Genomic DNA, 22437 nt, shown 5'->3' on the forward strand with positions numbered 1-22437 from the left:
TTTTAAAAATATGTTGAACAGTTTAATTTCTCTCCTTTTTGGGATTTTTATTATGGTTTTCATATTTTTAAACCAACTTTTAAATTAAAAAAAATTCCGACCTCTCTTATCATGAAAAAAGAATTGCTTATCTGTCTTTTTACAGCCTTGATTTCTACCGCCAATGCCCAGCAAAATAAAAATGACGTTTTATCCTGGGTAGATCCTTTCATTGGAACAGGAGGACATGGTCATACATTTCCGGGAGCGACCACTCCGTTTGGAATGATTCAGCTAAGCCCGGATCAGAATACCAAAAGTGGGGATTGGGATTGGTGTTCAGGATACCACTACAGCAGTAAAACCATTATGGGGTTCAGTCATAATCACCTTAGTGGAACAGGATGGGCAGATCTTGGAGATATTCTGGTGATGCCTACGGTGGGACAGATAAAAATGGTTCCGGGATCAGAAGATAAGCCTGAAACAGGTTATCGTTCAACTTTCAGTCATGATAAGGAAACCGCTGCGCCGGGATATTATTCCGTAATGCTTGATAGCTATGGAGTTAAAGCAGAACTTACTGCCTCTCCAAGAGTGGGATTCCATAAATATACATTCCCAAAAAGTGATGAGGCCAATATCATTATCGACCCTACCAATAAAATCTTCGGCAATATTTACCATACACTGGTAAGCATTGAGGGGAACAATAAAATAAAAGGATATTGCTACAGTAATGGATGGGGTGGTAAACGATTTGCCTATTTCGTAATGGAATTCTCCAAACCGTTCAAATCCTACGGAGTGTATGCTGAGGGAAAAGTGAGGAATAACGAAAAAATAGCCCTTGCTAAAGATGCCAAAGCCTTTGTGAGATTCTCTACAGAAGACAGCGAAAGCATTGAAGTAAAAGTGTCTTTATCTCCGGTAAGCACAGAAAATGCACAGGAGAACTTTGATACAGAAGCAAAGAATGTAGATTTTGCAAAGGCGAAAGAAACAGCTCAAAAAACATGGAGAGATCTAATCGGTAGATTTCAGGTAACAGGAGGTACGGATAGTCAGAGAAAAATCTTCTACACAGGAGTTTATCATACATTCATTGCACCTAATCTTTATATGGATGTTAATGGAGATTATGTAGCCGCTCAGGAAAATATGAATACCAAGTGGTTTACCAACTACAGTACCTATTCGTATTGGGACGGGTTTAGGGCAACGCATCCATTGCTTACCATTATGGACCAGAAGCATACTAAGGAATTTGCCAATTCTTTAATTAGCAGATATACGGATCGTAAAGATCATATGCCAATCTGGGAGCTATGTGGATATGACAACTTTTGTATGTTGGGCTATCACAGTACATCGGTAATTTGGGACGCCATCTCTAAGGGAGTACCCGGTATTGATGCCGAAAAAGCCTTTGCAGCGATGAAAGATGCTTCTCTTACTGATAAAATGAGCAGTAGCGATGGAGGTGGAGGCCTTAATGATTATATCAAGCTTGGCTATACACCTTCAGAAAATGGAGCTTCTGTTTCTGCAACGTTAGAGTATTCCTATGATGACTGGTGTATTCAGCAACTGGCAGAAAAACTAGGCAAAAAAGATGAAGCTGAGGTTTACAGAAAACGTTCCATGAACTTCCTGAATACATTCAACAAAGAGAATAATCATTTCTGGCCAAGACAAAAAGACGGGAAATTCTTAGCAAATTTCGCTTTGAACGACTGGAAGAAGCTTCAGCCACACTGGGTTTCCGGAAATATATGGGCCTATGATTTCTTTGTTCCACATCAGATTGATGAAATGATGAATCTGTACGGAGGTAAAAAAGGTTTTGAAGAAAAACTGGATAAAACCTTTACAGAAGCACTTAACATGGAGGGCGAACAGCATGTTGATATCTCCGGATTCATCGGGTCTTTAGGATTTGGAGATGAGCCGGGACACCATGTTCCTTATTTGTATAACTATGCAGGAAGCCCGTACAAGACACAGAAAATGGTAAAATATATCCGTGACAATATGTATGCAGCCAAGCCGGACGGAATTGTCAATAACGAAGATTGTGGACAAATGTCAGCCTGGTATATTTTCTCATCATTAGGATTTTATCCTGTAACGCCCGGGAAACCAGTCTATGCAATCGGTGCTCCTCAGTTTCCGAAAGCTTCTTTACAATTGGAAAATGGGAAGACATTTACGGTGATTGCAGACAAAATATCAGATAAAAATATCTATGTACAGAAGATGTTCCTTAACGGAAAAGAGTATAAAAGCTGGGAACTGAACCATACTGACATCATGAATGGTGGTGAACTTAGATTTGTAATGGGAAGTAAACCTGTAAAATAAGACTAATAAAAATAAACGAAACAAAAGTATCAATGGAAAGGAGAGATTTTATTAAAACAAGTGCATTGGCAGGAGCCGGATTGCTGTTTACTCAAAATGTTTTTGCAAAAAACCTGATCGTAGAGGGTTTTCCTATTGTCCGTGTTCCTAAAGCTAAAAGACATTTTACCAGTGAATCCGTAGAAGGTGCCATCGCAGCCTTTAAAAAGAAAGTTAAAAATAAAGAACTAAGCTGGCTCTTTGAAAACTGCTTTCCTAATACATTAGATACTACTGTTTTTTACACTGAAACCAATGGTGTTCCAGATACCTACGTGATTACGGGAGATATTGATGCCATGTGGCTTCGTGATAGTTCTGCTCAGGTTTTTCCTTATTTGCAGTTCTCTAAAAAGGATGAAAAGCTTCATAAGCTTATCTCCGGGGTAATTCATAAGCAGACAACATTCATCCTGAAAGACCCTTATGCCAATGCATTCTACAATGATGATCAAAAAATAAGCAAATGGAAAGAATATGATCACACAGATATGAAGCCGGGAACCCATGAAAGAAAATGGGAGATCGACTCACTATGTTATCCTATCCGTCTGGCTTATCATTTCTGGAAAACAACAGGCGATACAAAACCTTTTGATGACAACTGGTTGCAGGGGATCAAACTTACTTTGCAGACTTTTATAGAACAGCAGAGAAAAAAAGACTTAGGTCCTTACAAATTTGAACGTACAACATCTTGGGCTACTGATGGAGTTCCTATGGGTGGGTATGGCTATCCAACAAAGCCGGTAGGTCTTATCAGTTCTATGTTTCGTCCAAGTGATGATGCTACAATCTATGGTTTTTTGATTCCTTCCAATTTATTTGCAGTAGTAAGCTTACGTCAGGCTGCAGAAATGGTTTCCCAGATAAAAAATGAAAAAACATTGGCTCAGCAACTGACCAGCCTTGCCGATGAGGTAGATGCAGCCATCAAAAAATACGGAATTTATAATCATCCTGAATATGGGAAAATATATGCTTTTGAAGTCAATGGTTTCGGGAGCTATAACCTGATGGATGATGCGAATTGCCCAAGCCTGTTAGGTTTACCTTATCTGGATGCTGTGAAATCTGATGACCCGGTTTATTTGAATACAAGAAAATTCGTTTGGTCAGAAAATAACCCGTTCTTTTTCAAAGGGAAGTTAGCCGAGGGAATAGGTGGTCCGCACATTGGGCTTGATATGATCTGGCCAATGAGTATCATTATGAAAGCGCTCACTACAAAAGACAAAGGTGAGATCAGGTGGTGTATAGATACTTTACAGAAAACTCATGGAGGAACAGGCTTTATGCATGAATCTTTCCATAAAGACAATGACAAGAAATTTACCAGAGAATGGTTTGCATGGTCAAATACATTGTTTGGAGAATTGCTATGGAAAACCTTTAATGAAAACCCAGAACTGCTAGTATAATTTTCTATTTCATATCGCTCTTATTTTGAGGTGTTTTTCTTTAAAAAGAAGAATGCTAGGGGAGTTCCATATCAAAATTTAACACAAAACATCACCAAAATTTATAGTAATGAAAAAAAAATCCATCTTTACCGCGCTGACTGCCATCATGCTTCAGTGTGGTTCCCAGCTTAATGCACAACAGCTGAATCCTACAGGAATATGCTATGTGGAAGTGAACAATAACAACCTCCTGAATGCAGGAGCGTACAAACTGCAAACATCGAACAGCTATCTGTTCAATGTGGTAAATATTTTTGCGGCCAATATTAATTATGATACCAGCCGTGGCAGAGCCTATCTCTATTCTAATAATAATGTAACCAAGGTTCTTACCAATGCAGATACCTACATCAAACCGCTCCAGCAGAAAGGAATGAAAGTAGTATTGACCATTCTGGGAAATCATCAGGGAGCAGGAATTTGTAATTTTCCTACCCGTGAGGCGGCAAAAGACTTTGCATTACAGCTTGCCAACACAGTTAATACTTACGGTCTGGATGGGATTGATTTTGATGATGAATATTCCGAGTATGGGCAAAACGGAACAGGACAGCCCAATGATAGTTCTTTTGTAATGCTTGTTCAGGAGTTAAAAGCATTGCTTCCGGATAAAATAATTTCATTCTATTATTACGGACCTGCGGCTTCAAGACTTTCATGGAACGGTGCCAGAGTGGGAGATTACGTCAACTACAGCTGGAATGCGATGTACGGAACATTTTCTGCTCCCAACGTACCTCCCCTTACCAAAGCACAGATTTCTCCGGCAGCAGTATGGATGGGGAATACTTCCAATTCCACAACCACCAGTCTGGCAACTCAGACTAAAAATGGCGGCTATGGAGTATTCATGTGGTATGACCTTCACGGAACCAATGAAACAGCACAGCTTTCAGCAGGAACACAGACCTTATACGGACAGCCAACTGTGTTAAGCGGCACTCTACAATCCTGGACACAGGGTACAAATTGTGATGCTCCCATTGGACTATATACGAGCAACCTTACAGGTACAAGCGCAAAGCTGAACTGGTCTTATGTAGGTACCAATACTTATGACATCGATTATAAACCGGCTTCCTCTACAACATGGACGAATGCAGCATCAGCTCTTAATTCTACTTCCGTAACGATTTCAGGATTAACTGCCAATACCGAATATGACTGGAGAATCAGAACCAACTGCAGTGTAAAAAGTGCTTATATGTTTGCTCCAAGATTTAACAGTGGATCAGGAACAACAACTCCTACAGGCTCTTATTCTCTTTCTCTGGACGGAAGCACTGAATCAGGCACTGCCGGAAACCTTACTCTGAGTGGTTCGGCGTTATCTTTTGAGGGCTGGATTAAACCTTCATCTTTCAAATCAGCATCTCCATATATTTCTTCAATTATGGGAACGGAAGTAAGCGACAGTAATTCTGCATTCTTACGATTAGGAGACGCTGGTCTGGCAAATAATAAGCTTCAGTTTGTTGTAAGTATTAACAATGTACAGCAAAAACTAGCCTCAGCTACAGCTTTGAATGCCAATACATGGTATCATGTTGCTGCAACCTACGATGGATCTGCGATGAAACTTTACATCAACGGTGTTTTGGATGCAAGCAAAGCACAAACTGGAAGTGTGAATTCAAACGGAGCATTCAATGTGGGATACTTATACAATACTTCCCGAAACTTCAATGGTAAAGTAGATGAGGTTAGAGTCTGGAAACGGGCACTAAGCCAGACGGAAATCAGTCAGAATATGTGTAACGTATCAGTTCCTGCTTCCTCTCTTTCTGCATACTGGAAATTTAACGAAGGAAGCGGTTCTACGGTTCAGGATAGTTCAGGAAACGGAGCGAGCTTAACATTAACCGGGGTGGATTCCTCCAACTGGGGAACGGATCTGCCTTGTACAGCAGGAACTTCAAAATTAGCAAGAAATGCAGGAGAAATCAATGTGAAGAATCAGATAAAGCTATATCCGAATCCGGTAAACAAATCTTCATCCCTTACAGTTACTGTGCCTGATGAATACAACAGAGGAAAACTAACGATTTATAACTTTAATGGAAAGGCCGTAGATGTAAAATCACTGAATGCAGGTGATAACTTATATGAACTGACCAGACTTGGAGAAGGAAATTATATTCTTCAGTTTGAGTCTAAGGATGGAAGCCTGAAACAGACAGAACAATTAATGGTAAAATAAAAAAAACGGGTCATTGGGCTTAGTCCCAATGACTTTTTCTACTATAAAATTAATATACTATGAGAAAAAAATCCTTTTTTATTCCTTTAATGGCTCTGATGCTTCAATCGGCTCCATTGCTTAAGGCGCAGCAGCTTAATCCCTTAGGAGTGTGCTATGTAGAAGTAAACAACAATAATATGCTGAATGCAGGTTCCTATACTTTGCAGAATTCAAACAAACAGCTTTTTGATGTTGCTATTATTTTTGCGGCCAATATCAACTATGATGTTTCCAAAAGCAGAGCATACATCTCAAATAACAACAACGTTACCAAGGTTTTGAACGATGTGAATACCTATGTAAAGCCTTTACAGCAAAAGGGGATAAAGGTATTATTAGATATTTTAGGAAACCATCAAGGGGCTGGTATTTCTAATTTTCCAAACCGTGAAGCAGCAAAAGACTTCGCTTTACAAGTGGCGAATACGGTGTATACTTATGGGCTGGATGGAGTGGATCTGGATGATGAATACGCAGGATACGGAAATAACGGAACAGGACAGCCTAATAGCAGTTCTTTTGTCATGCTGTTACAGGAACTTAAGGCTGCAATGCCAGATAAGCTGATCACATTTTATTATTATGGTCCTGCCACATCAAGGCAGAGTTATAACGGAGATCAGGCAGGAAACTATATCAATTATAGCTGGAATGCAATGTATGGTACCTACAGTGTTCCGAATGTTCCTCCATTGGATAAAACCAAGCTTTCTCCGGCAGCAATCTGGGTACAGAACTCAAACTCTGGTTCTACATCTGCCTCTACACTGGCTTCTTTAGCAACCAGTACAAAAACAGATGGCTATGGAGTTTTCATGTGGTATGATCTGGGATTAGCCGATGTTGCCAATTATCTGAGCACAGGTTCCAATATTCTTTATAATGAAAATACCCAGTTAAGCGGGCAACTATATACCTGGGCTCAGGGACAAGCCTGTGATCCGCCATTAGGACTGGAAGTTACCAATGTAACAGGTACTTCTGCTAAATTGAACTGGACCTCCAATGGGACCCAAACCTATAATATTGATTATAAACCGGCTAATTCAACAGTTTGGACCAATGCCGCCACAAACTACTCAGGAAGTAATGTAGTAGTCAATAGCCTGAATCTGAATACAGACTATGACTGGAGAATACAATCCAACTGCTCTCCAACATTAACAAGTACTTATCTGTTTGCTCCAAGATTCAATTCCGGAAACGGATGTGCAGCTCCTTCAGGGCTGGTATCAGGAAGTTATCTTGGAAATACTACACAGCTATCATGGAGTGCAGGTACAGCATCTTCTTATACATTGCAATACAAACCAGCAGCGGGATCAACATGGACTGTAGTACAGAATATTACATCCAATAATTATTCATTGCAAAATCTGACTCCCAACACAAGCTATGTGTGGAAAGTACAGGCCGTATGTGATGGAGGAACTACAAGCACCTATTCAGGGGACGGTACATTCAACAGTGGGTTAGCACCTGTTACAAGCCCCGGTCCGAGATCACTTTCCTTTAATGGAAGTACAAATTATCTGAATGCGGGGCAATTTAACCTGAATGGAAATGCCTTAACATTCGAAGGATGGGTAAAAGTAAATTCATTTAAAACAGCTTTCCCTTATATTTCGTCCGTAATGGGTATCGAAGTGGGAGACAGCAACTCCGCTATGCTAAGATTTGGTGATGGAAACCTGCCAAGTAACAAGCTTCAGTTCATATTAAGTTTTGGGTCTTCTCAGATAAAACTGAATAGCAACGCCACATTTAATACAAATACCTGGTATCATATTGCTGCAACGTATGATGGTGCTTCCATGAAGATGTACATCAATGGTACCTTGGATTCAAGTGTAGCAGCAACAGGTAATTTTACAGCAAACGGTATTCTTTATCTGGGTAGAAATTATGATAACTCACGTGCCATTAATGGTTCTCTTGATGAATTTAGAGTTTGGAAAAGAGCATTGACAGCTCAGGAGATCCTGGATAATAAATGTAATGTTGCTTCGAACTCTGCAAGTCTGGAAGCCAACTGGAAAATGGATGAAGGAAGTGGAATTGCGGCCTTGGATTCTACTCCAAATACACATTTTGCAACACTTGTGAATATGACTGATACTAACTGGAAAACAGATGTGCCTTGTGATCCGCTTCTATCTGTGAGAGATCTTGATGCGGTGAAAGAAAACGGTGTCTATCCAAATCCTGTAAAAAAAGGGAATGACATTCATTTCACAATCAATGGCAGCTCTACTGCTGAGGTTTTGTTGTATGATTCTACAGGAAAAGTAATCAAAAAGCAGAATATTAATCAAAATAATAATACAGTGAATACGCAGGATTTAATTAGTGGTACTTATATTTACAAAATTACATCCTCAAACAATAAAATATTATCATCAGGTAAAGTAATCATCAGGTAAGGTTGAGATATTCAGATTGTTATCTGTAAATAAAATAAAGCTGTAAACAGGCAGATAAGTTGTATATTCTTGTTTGTCTGTTTTTTCAGTAAGAGAGAATTACTAGAAGTTAAAATTAAAAATAATGCAGAATATAGTAGGAATCGATATTGGAGGGTCACATATTACGCTGGCTCAGGTAAATCCTGAAAAACGTGAAATTATTGCTTCAACTTATGTAAGGGAACATGTTAATTCCTTTGATGAGAAAGAAGTTATTTTTTCTGCGTGGGTTTCAGCCATTGAAAAAGGAGCTCATGATCTGGCAAAAAAGGATCTTTTAATAGGCATTGCAATGCCCGGACCTTTTGATTACGAAAACGGAGTCTCTTTGATGCAACAAGGAAAATTCATCGATATGTATCAGATAAATATCAAAGAAGAACTGGCAAAAAGACTATCCATTTCACAGAATCAGATTCATTTTGTAAATGATGCGGCAGCCTTTATGGAAGGGGAAGTGTTTGGGGGTTGTGTACAGGATTTTAAAAGAATTTTTGGTGTGACACTCGGTACAGGGCTTGGAACCACTTTTTACAACGGAGAAATAGCGACCGATGAAGATTTGTGGGATTCCCCTTTTAAAGATTCTATCTGCGAAGACTATCTGGCAACACGTTGGTTTGTCAACTACTATGCAGAATTAACCGGTGAACAAATCTCAGGAACCAAGGATCTATTGGATAAACCTGTAGAAATACGAACCAAAATATTTGATGAATATGCGGACTCCTTTTCCGGATTCATTGTAAACTACGTAGATGAATATAAACCGGAAGTTTTAGTTATAGGAGGAAATATTGCAAAAGCTTATCCTTATTTTGAGGAAAGATTTCTTCATAATTTAAAAAAGAATAATATTAATTTGCAGGTCAGAATCTCAGCTATTTTTGAAGATGCAGCCATTCTGGGAGCTGCCAGCTATGCATTAAAAAAGAGTATATAAATTAATAAACGAAATGATACAATGAAGTCTATATTTTCTACTTTCTTTCTCGTAGTACAGGCTTTGGCTTTCGGTCAGAATCTATCTCCTGTAGATTATGTAAACCCATTGATGGGAACCCAGTCTAAACCTTCTTTATCCAACGGAAATACCTATCCGGCGGTCGGACTTCCGTGGGGAATGAATATCTGGACCCCTCAAACCGGTAAAATGGGCGATGGATGGGCTTATAGCTACGATGCAGATAAAATAAACGGATTCAAGCAAACGCATCAGCCCTCTCCCTGGATGAATGACTACGGCGCATTTGCCATAATGCCGGGTGTGGGCAAACCGAAATTCAAAGAAGAAGACAGGGCGAGCTGGTTCAGTCATAAAGCTGAAGTTACAACCCCTTATTTTTACAGTGTCTACTTGGCAGATATCAATGTAACCACCGAGTTTACACCAACAGAAAGAGCTTCTTTCTTTAAATTTGATTTTCCAAAAACAGACAGCGCCTATGTAGTTATTGATGCACTAAACAAAGGCTCATACATTAAAATTTTGCCTAAGGAAAGAAAAATTCTGGGATATACAACCCGATATTCTACCGGGAAGTATGATAATTTTAAAAACTATTTTGTAGTTCAGTTTGATAAAGACTTTGAACTGACAAAAACCTGGAAAGATGATAAATTCATCAATGATCAGTTGGAAATCACCAGCGATCATACAGGAGCAGTAGTAGGTTTTAAACTGAAAAATAAAGAAGCTGTTTATGCAAAAGTGGCCTCTTCATTCATAAGCTTCGAGCAGGCAGAACTTAACCTTAAAAGAGAAATCGGAGGAAGAAACTTTGATCAGGTAAAAACAGATGCCAAAAATATCTGGAATAATACATTGGGAAAAATAGAAGTAAAAGGAGGTACAGATCAACAAATGAGAACCTTTTATTCCTCTTTGTACAGGACATTATTTTTTCCACAAAAACTATATGAAATTGATGCCCAGAACAAAGTAAAGCACTGGAGTCCTTACAACGGTAAAATAGCAGATGGAAAAATGTTTGCAGGAACAGGTTTCTGGGATACTTTCAGAGCTTTATACCCTTTCCTGAACTTGGTATACCCAAGCATCAATGTAGAAATGCAGGAAGGATTGGCTAATGCTTATAAAGAGGGTGGATTTCTGCCAGAATGGAGCAGCCCGGGATATTCAAATATCATGATTGGAAATAATTCTGCATCCGTAGTAGCAGATGCCTATATAAAGGGACTTCGTGGATACGATGTGGAAACCCTTTGGCAGGCTGTAAAGCATGGAGCGAACAACGAAGGACCTATAGAAGCAGTTGGCCGTGCAGGAGTAGAGTACTACAATACATTAGGCTATGTTCCTTATGATGTAAAAATCAATGAGAATGCAGCCAGAACATTGGAATATGCTTACGATGACTTTTCTATTTATCAATTAGGAAAAGCATTGGGAAAACCCGCTTCAGAAATTGATATTTACAAAAAAAGAGCGTATAATTACAAAAATCTGTTTGATAAGGAAACAGGGTTGATGCGCGGTAAAAATAAAGATGGAAACTTCCAGAAACCTTTCAACCCTTTCAAATGGGGAGATGCTTTCACAGAGGGAAACAGCTGGCACTATACTTGGTCTGTTTTTCAGGATATTGACGGACTGGCAACGCTGATGGGAGGTAAAAAGAAATTTGAAGCCAAACTGGATGAGGTGTTTTCACTGCCACCGGTTTTTGATGACAGCTATTATGGAGGAGTAATCCACGAGATCAGAGAAATGCAGATTATGAACATGGGACAGTATGCCCACGGAAATCAGCCGATTCAGCATATGATTTATCTTTACAATTACGCAGGAGCTCCTTATAAAACGCAATATTGGACAAGGCAGGTTATGAATAAATTATATCATGCCACTCCGGACGGATATTGTGGAGACGAAGATAACGGACAGACTTCTGCATGGTACATTTTCTCTGCATTAGGCTTTTACCCTGTAACGCCGGCAACAGATCAGTATGTACTGGGAGCACCATTATTTAAAGAAGCTACCATCCATCTGGAAAATGGGAAGAAAATTGAAATAAAAGCTCCGGAAAATAATGCTGAAAATCTATATGTAAAGTCTTTGAACGTTAATCAGCAACCTTATTCCAAAAATTGGATCAGCCATAAAGAACTGATGAAAGGAACGGTTTTAGACTTTAAAATGGATAGTAAGCCGAATAAAGACAGAGGATCACAGGAAAAAGACTTTCCGTATTCCATGTCAAAAGAAGAATCAAGTAAATAAATTTTTAATTTAGAAATACAAGCTGTATGAGTACAGAAAAAAAAGAAATATTCGATAGAGTAGAAGAAATGTTGCACACACAAGGTTTTAATATTGCAGCAAAAGATGACACAAGGCCATGGGGCGGGTTTTTCGTTATTGATGAAACGCAGGCACAGGATTTTGCAAATCAATATTTTGACGGAATTGATGTGGAAAACCTGAGAATAGGAGGGAAGTTAAGCCCCAAAATTCTTATTGTGGCTCCGGAAGCAAGATTAAGCTGGCAGTATCATCACAGAAGAGCCGAGATCTGGCAGGTTGTAGAGGGAACGGTAGGAATTAAACGCAGTATGACAGATGAAGAAGGAGAGGTTGGAGAATACAAGCCTCAAGATCAGGTAAAACTTCAAAAAGGCGAAAGACATAGGTTGATAGGCCTGGCAGATTGGGGTGTAGTAGCCGAAATCTGGCAGCATACCGATGCATCTAACCCTTCAGATGAAGATGATATTGTAAGAGTACAGGATGACTTTGGAAGATAAGTAGAAATAAAAAAACAGCATCAATTTGATGCTGTTTTTTTATTTCTCTCAGAGAAAAATAAGTTTGTGGTATCTTATAGATTTTAGAACGTTACGTCCAATCCTACATAGAAATTTGCTTTCATAATTGGAGCATATACCATTCCGCCATCAAAATAATTTCCAAAAGGATTTTTAAAATCAATGATTGCATTTTTCTGATAGTAAGAAGTCAGGTTTTCTCCCCCTACATACGCTCTAAGCTTCTTGTTGAAGTTCTTTGATATCTGTGCATTAAGGACAGCATATGAATTAGAATAAGCCGGCAGCTGAAACTCTGTAGGGTTGCTTGACATATCAGGAAGTCTTTGTTTTCCTACCCAGTTTAAAGTCGTATCAAAACTCCAGAATCCGCCCTTATCATTTTTATTGGTGGAATAGGCCAGATTTACAAAACCTCTGTGCTTCGCCATAAAAGGAACCTCTCTTCTTCCGTCAATATAATCCGCCTGTACATCGTAATATTTATAAGCCAGTCTTACATCAAAGTTTTTGAAAGGCGTAAAGTCCCATTGGGTCTGGAAAGAGTTGGCAAAAGATTTTCCTTCAAGATTATAGAACGTTAATTGTTGAGGAGATCTGTCCAGATCTACCAATACCTGATCCTGGAAATCGGTTCTGAAAAAGTCTGCAATAATGGTTGATTTTCTTCCGAAAAGCTTAAATTCCTGCTGTAGACTCGCTCCGTAGTTCCATGCAATCTCAGGCTTTAATCCGTAGATATTTCCACCATTTGGTAAAATATTAATCGTTCTGTTCGATGCAAAATATTGCTGGCTTTCAGCAAATACATTCGCTGTTCTGAATCCTCTTCCCGCAGAAAGTCTCAAAATAGTCTGTGGTGTAAAGTCGTACTTAAAGTTAACTCTTGGTGTGAACTGAGTTCCTGCCAGATTATGAAAGTCAACTCTGGTTCCTGCTACTAAAGTATATTTTAATCCTGTTAAAGTATATTCAGCGAAGATTCCGGGAACAATTTCATTTCTCTTAATGTCATCCATTAAGTAATTTTCCTCATACCCGTCATATAAAAAGCTTGCCCCTGCTTTATACTTATGGTTTGTATTTCCAAGGATACTTTCAAAGATTAAATTGGAATAATAAGTATGTTGTTTCCCCGCATAATTTCTCAATCCAAAGAAACTGTCCTGCTGATGATATACATATTGGTTCATCCAGCCAATACTTTGGTAAGGCTTTCCTTTGAAAACATATCCTGTTTTATTCCAAACCTGAAATCTTGAAATGTCAATTCCAACACCATAGGCAGGTTGCTTATCCTGAGCCAGTTTTTTATCAAAATTAGTTTGTCCTGCGGTTCTCTCATCTCTGATGAAGTTGATCCCAAAATGAGAGCCAAATCCCGACTTTTCCAAATCATTGTAATTAAGGAGATAGGCCGCATTAATTTGAGTTCCCTTTGGTCTGTCAAGAAAACCATCGTGATTCATGTCCGTATTTCCAAAAGTTCCATTTCCGTGAAGAAGGAATGTCTGCGACCATTTATCGTTGATAGGAGATACACTGGTGATATTAGCTTCCGCTCTTCCATTAAAATCAGAAAAAAGATTCAGTGATGTTTCCGGAGTCTTTGCGTTTTTCAAAAGCTCAGTGTTGATCTGTCCTGTAATACTTTCATAACCATTAGTTACCGTACTTCCTCCCTTTGTTAACTGGATACTTTCAATCCATCTTCCGGGAATGAAATTCAACCCATAAGCTGAAGCCAGTCCTCTGATCTCAGGCAGCTGTTCCTTGGTTAAACTGGTGTACTTTTGATCCAGACCAAGCATTTTCAACTGTTTTGTCCCTGTTACAGCATTACTGAACGAAACGTCTACAGTGGCATTGGTTTCAAAACTTTCAGATAAGTTACAACAAGCAGCTTTTAATAGCTCCTTTTTATCAATATTAAAGACAAGTCCAGCCTCCTTCTTACTTAAAGAAGTTGCAGCCTTGGAGCCTGTAACAACAACACCGTCAATATTCTTCTCCTGTTTGCTGTGGGTGTCATTATCAGACGGAGTAGAGTGGTCTTTATGATCTTCATGTTTTGTTTCTTCCTCATAATGTACCTTTGGATTAGCTTCTCCAAAAGTGAAATCCCTGTCGTACAGGCAACATCCCGGAAGCCCATTGTAAGTGGCATCAGAAGTCTTATATTTTTCATTGTCGTGCCCAGCATCGGCAATTGCCTTTAAAATTTGATCTGATGAGGTTTTAGATGGGTTAAAATTTAAAGTAACCGTCTGCTTTTCTGCGTTCCAGTCTGCTGAGTCTGCTCCCGCGCCTTTAGCTGCTTTTTCAATTCTGGCTTTACATGAAGCACAATTTCCTCTTACGTAGAACTCATTGTCCTTTTTAGCATGATGTTCATGAGCTTCAGCTGCTTTAGGTTGAAGATCTCTTTCATAAAGACAACATCCCGGAAGACTTTCATACGTTTCATCGGGAGCCTTGAATTTTTCATTGTCGTGTCCCGCCTCTGCAACCTTTTTTAAGATTTCGTCTGCTGAAACATTGTTTGTTTCTAATGTTAATGTTTGAAGATCAATAGAGTATATCGCAGTTTTTGCTCCAGCTTTTTTGGCTGCTCCTTCAATTCTTGTTTTGCACATTTCACAGTTCCCTTTTACCTTGAACTGATTTTTTGAAAGATTTTGAGCGGATATAAATTGAGTAAATAAGAATAATGCACCAAGTATAAACCTGGAAATATATAATTTCATTTTGTTTAAAGTTTAGATTAAGTAAAAACGGTTCATTATATCATATAACGAACACATAATGTTTTAATTAACCTATTTTGGGCGGTTGCCAGATCTCCTTTAAACGGTCCGAAAGGTATGGATCTGAATACTGGAACTGTGGATTCTTATTCGCTTTGTAATAAGAAAGTTCCAAACGTAGATTTTTTGAAAATGGAGTCTCAATAAAGGTACAGCAAACAACACATGATGAACAGCAATCATCACTACATGATTTTTTAGAATCATTTTTGCCATCTTTTTTTGAGGAATGATTTTTACAGCAGTCACTCTTTTTAGATTCTGCCTTACAGCAGGTATCCTGCATAGATTGAGCGTAGAAGCTGTCCTTAGGAACCAAGAAAATTCCCAAACAAAATACTATTGCAAGTAGATGAAACAGCTTCATGTCTGCAAAAATACAAAATTTATGGTAATGGATCACCAACTTTTAGAGAACAACTGTGCCAAGGTTCGCCGTGAGCAGGGTTTAGCTTTGGTTTTTCTCCCATGGCAATATTTTGTGCCGCCGGAGCTGGGGCAGGAGAGGTTTGTACTACATTTTGAACAGGTTGTGGAGCCGGAGCAGCCTTACTGTTCAAGGGTTGTCCTACAGGAATGTCACATCGGTGTCCCGGTTGTCCGTGTGGAGGATTCATTCCGGGTGCGGTTTTAATCTGTTTTCCGCTATTATTATCAATTGTTACTTTTCCCGGAGACATTGAATTTGGATCAATCTGAATGGTATTACTATTTCCAGTATTCACAGTTTGTGCAACAGGAGTAGCCGCTGGCTGTCCACTCAAAGGTTGTCCTACAGGGATATCGCAACGGTGTCCCGGTTGTCCGTGAGCAGGATTCATTCCTGCAGCAGTTGCTATGGGAGCTGGGTTAGAGACGGATTGAATTCCAGCCTGATCCATCAGTGAAGCCTTGGGCGTGTTATTGATTGCTACAGACGATGGCTGCGAGCCCGCTTCTTCTTTTAAATAAGTTGCTTTCTCATCCTTTTTACAAGAGACAGCTAATATTGATACAGAGATCAAACCTAAAAACGTATTCTTCATATCCTAGATTGGGTATGAAACAAAATTAGCAAAACATTTTCAATTGTTTTGCTAATTTTATATTTATAATCCGATTTTTAGATTAATTTTTCACAAGAAGTCTAAATCCTTCACCGTGAACGTTGATAATTTCCAATCCTTCATCGTCTTTTAATAACTTACGAAGCTTAGCAATATAAACGTCCATACTTCTTGCCGTAAAGTAATTTTCCTTTTTCCAGATCTTTCTTAGAGCAAGATCTCTAGGCATGAAGTCGTTTCTATGAATGCAAAGAAGTTTTAATAATTCGTTTTCTTTTGGAGAAAGTTTGTATTCTTTATCACCTACTTTCAGTTGTCTCAACATAGAGTCGAAGAAGATATTACTAATCTTAAATTGCTCCTGTTCTTCATTTTCCAATGTAGAGCTTCTTTGAAGAATAGCCTTGATTTTGTATAAAAGAAGTTCAGTATCAAAAGGTTTTGTGATGTAATCATCAGCTCCCAGCTGATATCCTTTCAGAATATCCTCTCTCATATTTCTTGCCGTAAGGAATATAATAGGGGTATTTTTATCAATCTTTTTTACATCTTCCGCCAATGAAAATCCGTCTTTCTTAGGCATCATCACGTCAAATATGCAGATATCGAATTCGTTTTCCGTAAATTCCTTAAGTCCTTGCTCTCCATCTGTTGCCAGGGTAACTTCAAAATTATTGATTGTTAAATAATCTTTAAGCACCGCTCCAAAACTCTGATCGTCCTCTACTAATAATATTCTGTTGCTCATAATTTTAATAATTAATAATTAACAATTAAGAATGAACTTTCTCACTCTCTCTTCCTATATTTTGTTTTTTGGTTTTTATTTTATAATTAATCAATGAGGTAAAGTGTTTATTACCATTGATTCTTTCATTTTTAGCTCATTGGAAGCTTTATCGTAAATGTGCTTCCTTGTCCTTTATTAGATTCTACTAGAATCTGCCCCTTATGGAGTTCCACAATCTTTTTAACGTAGGAAAGACCTAAGCCCTGTCCTTTTACATTATGAATGTTTCCTGTTTCTTCCCTGAAGAATTTCTCAAATATTTTTGTCTTATTCTGGGTATCCATTCCCATTCCCTTGTCCGAGATCTCGATGATATACCAATGTCCTTCGTTTCTTGTTTCTACATGAATTTCAGGAGCCTCAGGAGAATACTTGTTGGCATTATCTAATAGGTTCACTAGCATATTTGAGATGTGGAATTCATCAATCTTAAAATTATAATGAGTCGCATTAAATTCTTGGGTTAAAGAACCATTTCTCTGCTGTACAATAAGGTTAAAAGATTCCGTTGTTCTCTTAATCAATTCCCTTACGTTGGTTTCTCTTAGGAATAATTCTACCTCATTTCTTTCAAGCTTGGACATGTTCAGAACATTTTCCACCTGCTTTTTCATTCTTAAGTTTTCCTGCTTGATCAATTCGGAATAATATTTTACTTTATCCGGATTGGTTGCAATCTTATCATTAGCCAGAGAATCCGTTGCTACAGAAATAGTTGCCAATGGCGTCTTGAATTCATGAGACATATTATTGATGAAATCCGTCTTCACTTCTGCAAGCTTTTTCTGTCTCATCATATAATTGATGGAGATGATATAAATTCCAAGAATGGTAAGTAAGGAAAGGAAGGTCCCCAATAACATGGGCCAGTTGTTCATAGCCAAAGAATATTCCTTTTTAGGGAATACCAATGCAAGACTGTATAATGTGTTTTTTTTGTCTGTAAAAAGAGGAAAGCTATACGTATTACTATCTTTTTTCTCTTTATAGGCTTTATTAACAATGCTTGTTAATTTGCTATTTCTATCAAGGACTCCGTATCCGAATTTTGCGGTAATCCCTCTTATTCTCAGTTCCTTGGTGATGACAGAATCAAGAACGGTAGCGTCAACTCTTTTGGTGATGGGAAGATTGTTTCCGTAAACCTTTACAAATTCTTTCATGGAATAGTCACCCGTTTCTATATCCTGGTTAATATCTGTAGTAAGAAGTTCACGGTTTGTGGTATCTCTCTTTATTTTATAGGCAGCTTCGTCCGTATATAAAGTAGTCAGTTTTATAGAGTCTCCTTTCTTAGAGATAGGAAGCTGTGTTTTTTCAATAATGTTCTTGGAGTAAATAATCTGTCTTTGGGTTCCGGAGTCTTCAACCTGTTGAATGGTGGTTAAAGAAGGCTGTTTACTGTTAGCAAGAATATTATTTCTGAAATTTTTATAATCCTGATTTAAATATTTTTCAGCTTCAATTTCTTCAATACTTTTTGAAGTACTTTCCAAAACAGCATACACTTTATTTGAAAAATCCTGTTCCAGTACACCGTAATAGCCTTTCAGCCAATAAAATTGGAGCGTCACAAAGACAATCAGTGAAATTGTCATAAACACCGAAATTATTGGGATGAATTTGTTATTCATTATTTAATTATATATGTTTTGGAAAAATGAATGTTAAAATTAATTGTTTTAAGACTACGTAAACAAAAAACGAGCCAAAAAATTATGTTTTTTTTCTTAAAAGAGTGTTTTTTAACAATTATTTATGAATTATTGTTTACTTGTCATATGAAAAGTCCTTTCTATAAATAAAGACTTAACTTTATTAAAAATAATTAATTATGGAATCTAGTATCATTTTCAACAAAGATTTTGACTCGAATAGCGTTTATGTAATGAAAGTTTACAACGCTGATGTTTCAACGGTATGGAACTATTTTACCCAATCCGAATTATTGGATCAATGGTGGGGACCCAAGCCATGGAGATGTGAAACTTTAGATCAGGATTTTAAAGAAGGTGGCATCTGGCTCTATTCAATGGTAGGACCGAACGGAGAAAAAGCTTATGCCCAATTCAAATATGGTGAGATCATGGAGCATAGAAGCGTGGATTGGACAAGTGCCTTTTGCGATGAAAAGGGAAATATAAATGAAGATTTCTCAGGATCAAAATGGCTGGTAGGCTTTACGGGAGTAGAAGAGGGGGTAAAAATAACGATTAACATTCATTATCAATCTCAGGAAATAATGAAAAAAATCTTGGAAATGGGGTTTGAAGAAGGACTTAAAATGGGACTGAATCAGCTGGAGGGAATTTTAGATCATCATTAGAAAAATAGTAGGTTAATTTTGTACTAATAAAATAGAGTGCTCCAATTGGAACACTCTATTTATTAAAATATGGAATAAAAATGTTTTGCTATTTCTTATTTTAACATTAATTTATAATTTTTCTATGCTAATGAAAGTTCCGTCTGTGGGAACTATTTTATAGACGTCAGCAACGGTAAGTATTGAAATACCTCCTGAGACCTGAACCTTAAGCTGATCTCCTTTGTCAAACATTGCCAAAAACTCCATAGTTCCTACTCGGTTGGCTCCGGCAGTAATTAAAATGGCTTCATTTAAGGATACATCATTTCGGGCAAGCACACTGCCATTTTTTAAAGCCCTGAATGAAATAACAGGCGGACTTACGTGGATTCCTGAAGTTTTTACCTTTAAACTGATCAATACCCTGTAAAATCCTGATTCTTTGAATGTGAAATTATTGAAGTTGCTATTTACCGTTCCCTGTGGATCAATAATGCCTAATTTATCTCCATCCAAAGTATTGTTGTAAAATCCGAAAGGGACGTCTTTTTCTCCACAACCAATAAGTATACAGGCTACAGAGGGGAAATTATTTTCCGGTGTGGCAGGGTTCATGCTGGCGCGGGTTGTTCTTCCGCCGTTTTCATAAAAAGTAGGTTTCCATTTTTCACCATCATAAACAACCACTCTTTGTATGTCTTTTCTATACATGATCATTCCCTGCATCGTAGGGTCATTGCTAAAGCGATCCGGATCACTGGCATTATATAAAGGTAATTCTGTTTCATTATTTACTGTTGGGATCATCATTCCCTTGGATTTTGCAGCATTGTCTTCATTATTTACAACACTAAACATGGAGTTTGCGCTTGGGTTGGCAGCGCTGCCAAGAGTGACTTGTGAGAAAGCTGTACCGGCCAAAGCCATAAGTACTGAGATGTATATTTTTTTCATCATTTTAGTTCAGTTTTTCTATATATAAATAGGTATCCTTATCACTCATTTTAAACGTTACACCGGTTCCTACGTTTAGTCCGGTGTCTGCCTGAATACCGGCTCTCAAACGAATTTGATCTCCTGCATGCAGATATTTGGTAGTAGAAAAGCTGTTTATTGAATTTGAGCTTCCCCCGGTTACCAGCAGCCCATACAATAAAAAGCTGTTTTCATGAATTTTTTGCCATCCTTCTCCTACGGCATTTACATAAAGAGCCTGAAGGGATACAATAGTGGCTGCATTTCCTACAGAAAGTCCGCCGGCGCTGCTCGTTTTAACGGAAGGGTTAATCCTGTAGAATCCACTTGCGGGAATGGTGATTTCTCCATTGGCATTGACGGTTAATCCTAAATTATTTATATTATTTCGGTCAAAATCATTTAAAATATTAAACTGTAAGGTAGGTCGTCCCGTAATCCCCAGTACATTGGCAACAGTCTGATCGGTTGAGTTTGATCCTAGAATGCTCAGGTTCTTATAATTTTTAATACTTCTTTCTGTGGCTGCAATCCATCTGTAGCCATCGTACTTTACGACATCCTTTATTTCCTTGCTATAAAATATCAATCCATTATCTGTAGGATTATTCTCGTATAAATCTGGATGAGCAGCATTATAATTGGGTAGTTCGGTGTGGTTTTCAACAACCGGCAGCATTATTCCCTTGGTATTGTGCTCTATCTGTAAAGCTGCTCTTGGATGAACAGCTTCAGGTCTGTTACCTATTTTTACCTGGGCATATCCAGGATATCCCATAGTTGTTAATATAAAAACGTTGAGTGTAATAACTTTTTTAATCATTTTAATCACTTACTTTGGTAAACATTATTTCTCTTGGATAATATTGGGCAATGTTTGTATTGGCAGCTGCAGTCAGCGTAACCACTACAGATACTGTTGCCAAAGGAGAATGTATTCTGGAAACAATGTAATCTCCCGGATTTAGACGAATTCTGGTTGTGGTGAATGCCGCTGTATTCGTATCGCCACCTATTCCAAGAATACCATAATAATCTGGAAAGAAAGTAGTTAATTTAACTTCATTGTGGCTTCCGTCGGTTTGTTTCAGATATGCTCTTAGCTGGTATTGTGGTCCGCTTGTTAATGAGACGGCTCCTCCTGTTTTGGAGGGTATATTTAAATAAATGTCATAAACACCTGCTTCATTTACGACAAACTTAGCATTATCGAAGCTTTTGTTGCCATAAATTCCTCCTCCTGGTACCACTGCAGCTTCCCTTGTGATATTGAGGTTATTGTAAGATTGTTGCCCATCTACCGGAGCGCTGAATCCAATGCCTACATGCCTGCCACATCCAAGAAGAACACATACCACGCTGGTTTCTTCATCAGCTGTAGATAAAAATCTGGATTGTTTCATTTTGAAGTCTGAAGCTGTAGGTTCATTGCTCCATTTGGCTCCGTCATAAGAGTAAAATGTGGAATGTGTTTTTTCGAACATCATCATTCCTGTCATTTCAGGATCAGAAGTGGAGGGAGTATACAACGGAAGATTTTCCGGTGCAGAGACTTCAGGAAGCATCATGCCTAGGTTTTTCCTTTCATGTTTTCCGTCTACCTGTAAAATAGCCTTATTGTGAATTTCGACAGTCGGATTTTTTGAAATACCTACTTGTGAAAAACTTAAGTTAACGAGGAGCAACATCAAAGAAGTGCTGATTTTTTTCATGGTTTTGATTTCTATTTAAATTTTAATCTGTTTTATCCAGAATAATTTTTATCGAAATACATAGTTTTTTCAGTTTTAGTTTTTGTGGTTTTTATTCAAAATTTTATCTCTCCAGGTTCGGGTCTGAACTGGATTTATCATTTGTTGTCTTTTTTTTCAAGCCTATCATTAAAAAAGCATGGAAAAATTGACCATAATATTCTGAGGGAAATTGATCATAGTACTTGATCAAAAGAACGTGGTATGGACCTGTCTAAAGTACAAATCTAATGTAATATCAGCCAATCAAATTATGAAATATTGTAGGTGAGACATTTAATCTTTAGGGAATAAAATGGCAATGTTTTGGTAATGAATTGATTTAAATTTTTAATTATAATTTATTTTTTAAATAATATTTTTAATTAACAGTTTAATTTTGTTTAAAAAAAATAGAGATAAGTTTTGGCTCATCT

Annotated in this window: 16 protein-coding genes; 8 read left to right on the forward strand and 8 right to left on the reverse strand. The window is 37.9% G+C overall.

Going from position 1 to position 22437, the window contains the following annotated elements; genetic code table 11:
* Nucleotides 1–111: 111 nt before the first annotated feature.
* The 7 genes from EG359_RS15635 (at nt 112) to EG359_RS15665 (ending at nt 12323) form a co-directional block, all read left to right on the forward strand.
* Nucleotides 112–2343, forward strand: a complete 2232-nt coding sequence (locus EG359_RS15635; RefSeq protein WP_076353076.1) for a GH92 family glycosyl hydrolase — start codon at nt 112–114, stop codon at nt 2341–2343.
* 32 nt (nt 2344–2375) lie between these two features.
* On the forward strand, nt 2376–3803 hold the full coding sequence (locus tag EG359_RS15640; protein WP_076353077.1) for a glycoside hydrolase family 125 protein: 1428 nt from the start codon (nt 2376–2378) through the stop codon (nt 3801–3803).
* A 109-nt stretch (nt 3804–3912) separates the two neighbouring features.
* The gene (locus EG359_RS15645) at nt 3913–6045 is read left to right on the forward strand and encodes an endo-beta-N-acetylglucosaminidase H (protein ID WP_076353078.1); all 2133 of its coding nucleotides are present in this window, start codon (nt 3913–3915) and stop codon (nt 6043–6045) included.
* Between the two features lie 59 nt (nt 6046–6104).
* Entirely contained in the window at nt 6105–8510 is a 2406-nt protein-coding gene (locus tag EG359_RS15650) for an endo-beta-N-acetylglucosaminidase H (protein ID WP_076353079.1), read from the forward strand.
* A gap of 124 nt (nt 8511–8634) precedes the next feature.
* Nucleotides 8635–9495, forward strand: a complete 861-nt coding sequence (locus EG359_RS15655; RefSeq protein WP_076353080.1) for an ROK family protein — start codon at nt 8635–8637, stop codon at nt 9493–9495.
* A gap of 21 nt (nt 9496–9516) precedes the next feature.
* Entirely contained in the window at nt 9517–11799 is a 2283-nt protein-coding gene (locus EG359_RS15660) for a GH92 family glycosyl hydrolase (RefSeq protein ID WP_076353081.1), read from the forward strand.
* Between the two features lie 26 nt (nt 11800–11825).
* Nucleotides 11826–12323 (forward strand): cupin domain-containing protein, encoded by a 498-nt coding sequence (locus tag EG359_RS15665; protein ID WP_076353082.1) that lies wholly within the window; start codon nt 11826–11828, stop codon nt 12321–12323.
* An 83-nt stretch (nt 12324–12406) separates the two neighbouring features.
* On the opposite strand, the gene EG359_RS15670 is transcribed toward EG359_RS15665, so the two are convergent.
* From EG359_RS15670 to EG359_RS15690, 5 genes are all read right to left on the reverse strand, one after another.
* Nucleotides 12407–15091, reverse strand: coding sequence for a TonB-dependent receptor domain-containing protein (locus EG359_RS15670; protein WP_076353083.1), 2685 nt, complete (start codon nt 15089–15091; stop codon nt 12407–12409).
* 67 nt (nt 15092–15158) lie between these two features.
* Nucleotides 15159–15482 (reverse strand): hypothetical protein, encoded by a 324-nt coding sequence (locus EG359_RS15675; RefSeq protein WP_228434988.1) that lies wholly within the window; start codon nt 15480–15482, stop codon nt 15159–15161.
* A 55-nt stretch (nt 15483–15537) separates the two neighbouring features.
* The gene (locus EG359_RS15680) at nt 15538–16176 is read right to left on the reverse strand and encodes a hypothetical protein (RefSeq protein ID WP_076353085.1); all 639 of its coding nucleotides are present in this window, start codon (nt 16174–16176) and stop codon (nt 15538–15540) included.
* Nucleotides 16177–16258: 82 nt separating this feature from the next.
* Nucleotides 16259–16945, reverse strand: a complete 687-nt coding sequence (locus EG359_RS15685; RefSeq protein ID WP_002982671.1) for a response regulator transcription factor — start codon at nt 16943–16945, stop codon at nt 16259–16261.
* A gap of 131 nt (nt 16946–17076) precedes the next feature.
* Nucleotides 17077–18621 carry a sensor histidine kinase gene (locus tag EG359_RS15690; protein WP_076353086.1) on the reverse strand — a complete coding sequence of 515 codons (1545 nt, stop codon included), beginning with the start codon at nt 18619–18621 and terminating at the stop codon, nt 17077–17079.
* A 200-nt stretch (nt 18622–18821) separates the two neighbouring features.
* Between EG359_RS15690 and EG359_RS15695 the strand changes: the two genes are divergently transcribed.
* Nucleotides 18822–19313 carry an SRPBCC family protein gene (locus EG359_RS15695; protein WP_076353087.1) on the forward strand — a complete coding sequence of 164 codons (492 nt, stop codon included), beginning with the start codon at nt 18822–18824 and terminating at the stop codon, nt 19311–19313.
* Between the two features lie 111 nt (nt 19314–19424).
* Here the strand turns inward: EG359_RS15695 and EG359_RS15700 are convergent, their stop codons facing one another.
* Genes EG359_RS15700 through EG359_RS15710 form a run of 3 tightly spaced genes read right to left on the reverse strand, consistent with a single transcriptional unit; the run spans nt 19425 to nt 21982 of the window.
* Nucleotides 19425–20252: a hypothetical protein gene (locus EG359_RS15700; protein WP_076353088.1), complete on the reverse strand. Its 828-nt coding sequence runs from the start codon at nt 20250–20252 to the stop codon at nt 19425–19427.
* Nucleotide 20253: 1 nt separating this feature from the next.
* Complete coding sequence (locus EG359_RS15705) at nt 20254–21093, reverse strand: hypothetical protein (RefSeq protein WP_123867416.1); 840 nt, start codon at nt 21091–21093, stop codon at nt 20254–20256.
* A gap of 1 nt (nt 21094) precedes the next feature.
* Nucleotides 21095–21982, reverse strand: a complete 888-nt coding sequence (locus tag EG359_RS15710; protein WP_076353090.1) for a hypothetical protein — start codon at nt 21980–21982, stop codon at nt 21095–21097.
* Nucleotides 21983–22437: the final 455 nt, after the last annotated feature.

It is taken from the genome of Chryseobacterium joostei, from assembly GCF_003815775.1.
GTDB lineage: Bacteria > Bacteroidota > Bacteroidia > Flavobacteriales > Weeksellaceae > Chryseobacterium > Chryseobacterium joostei.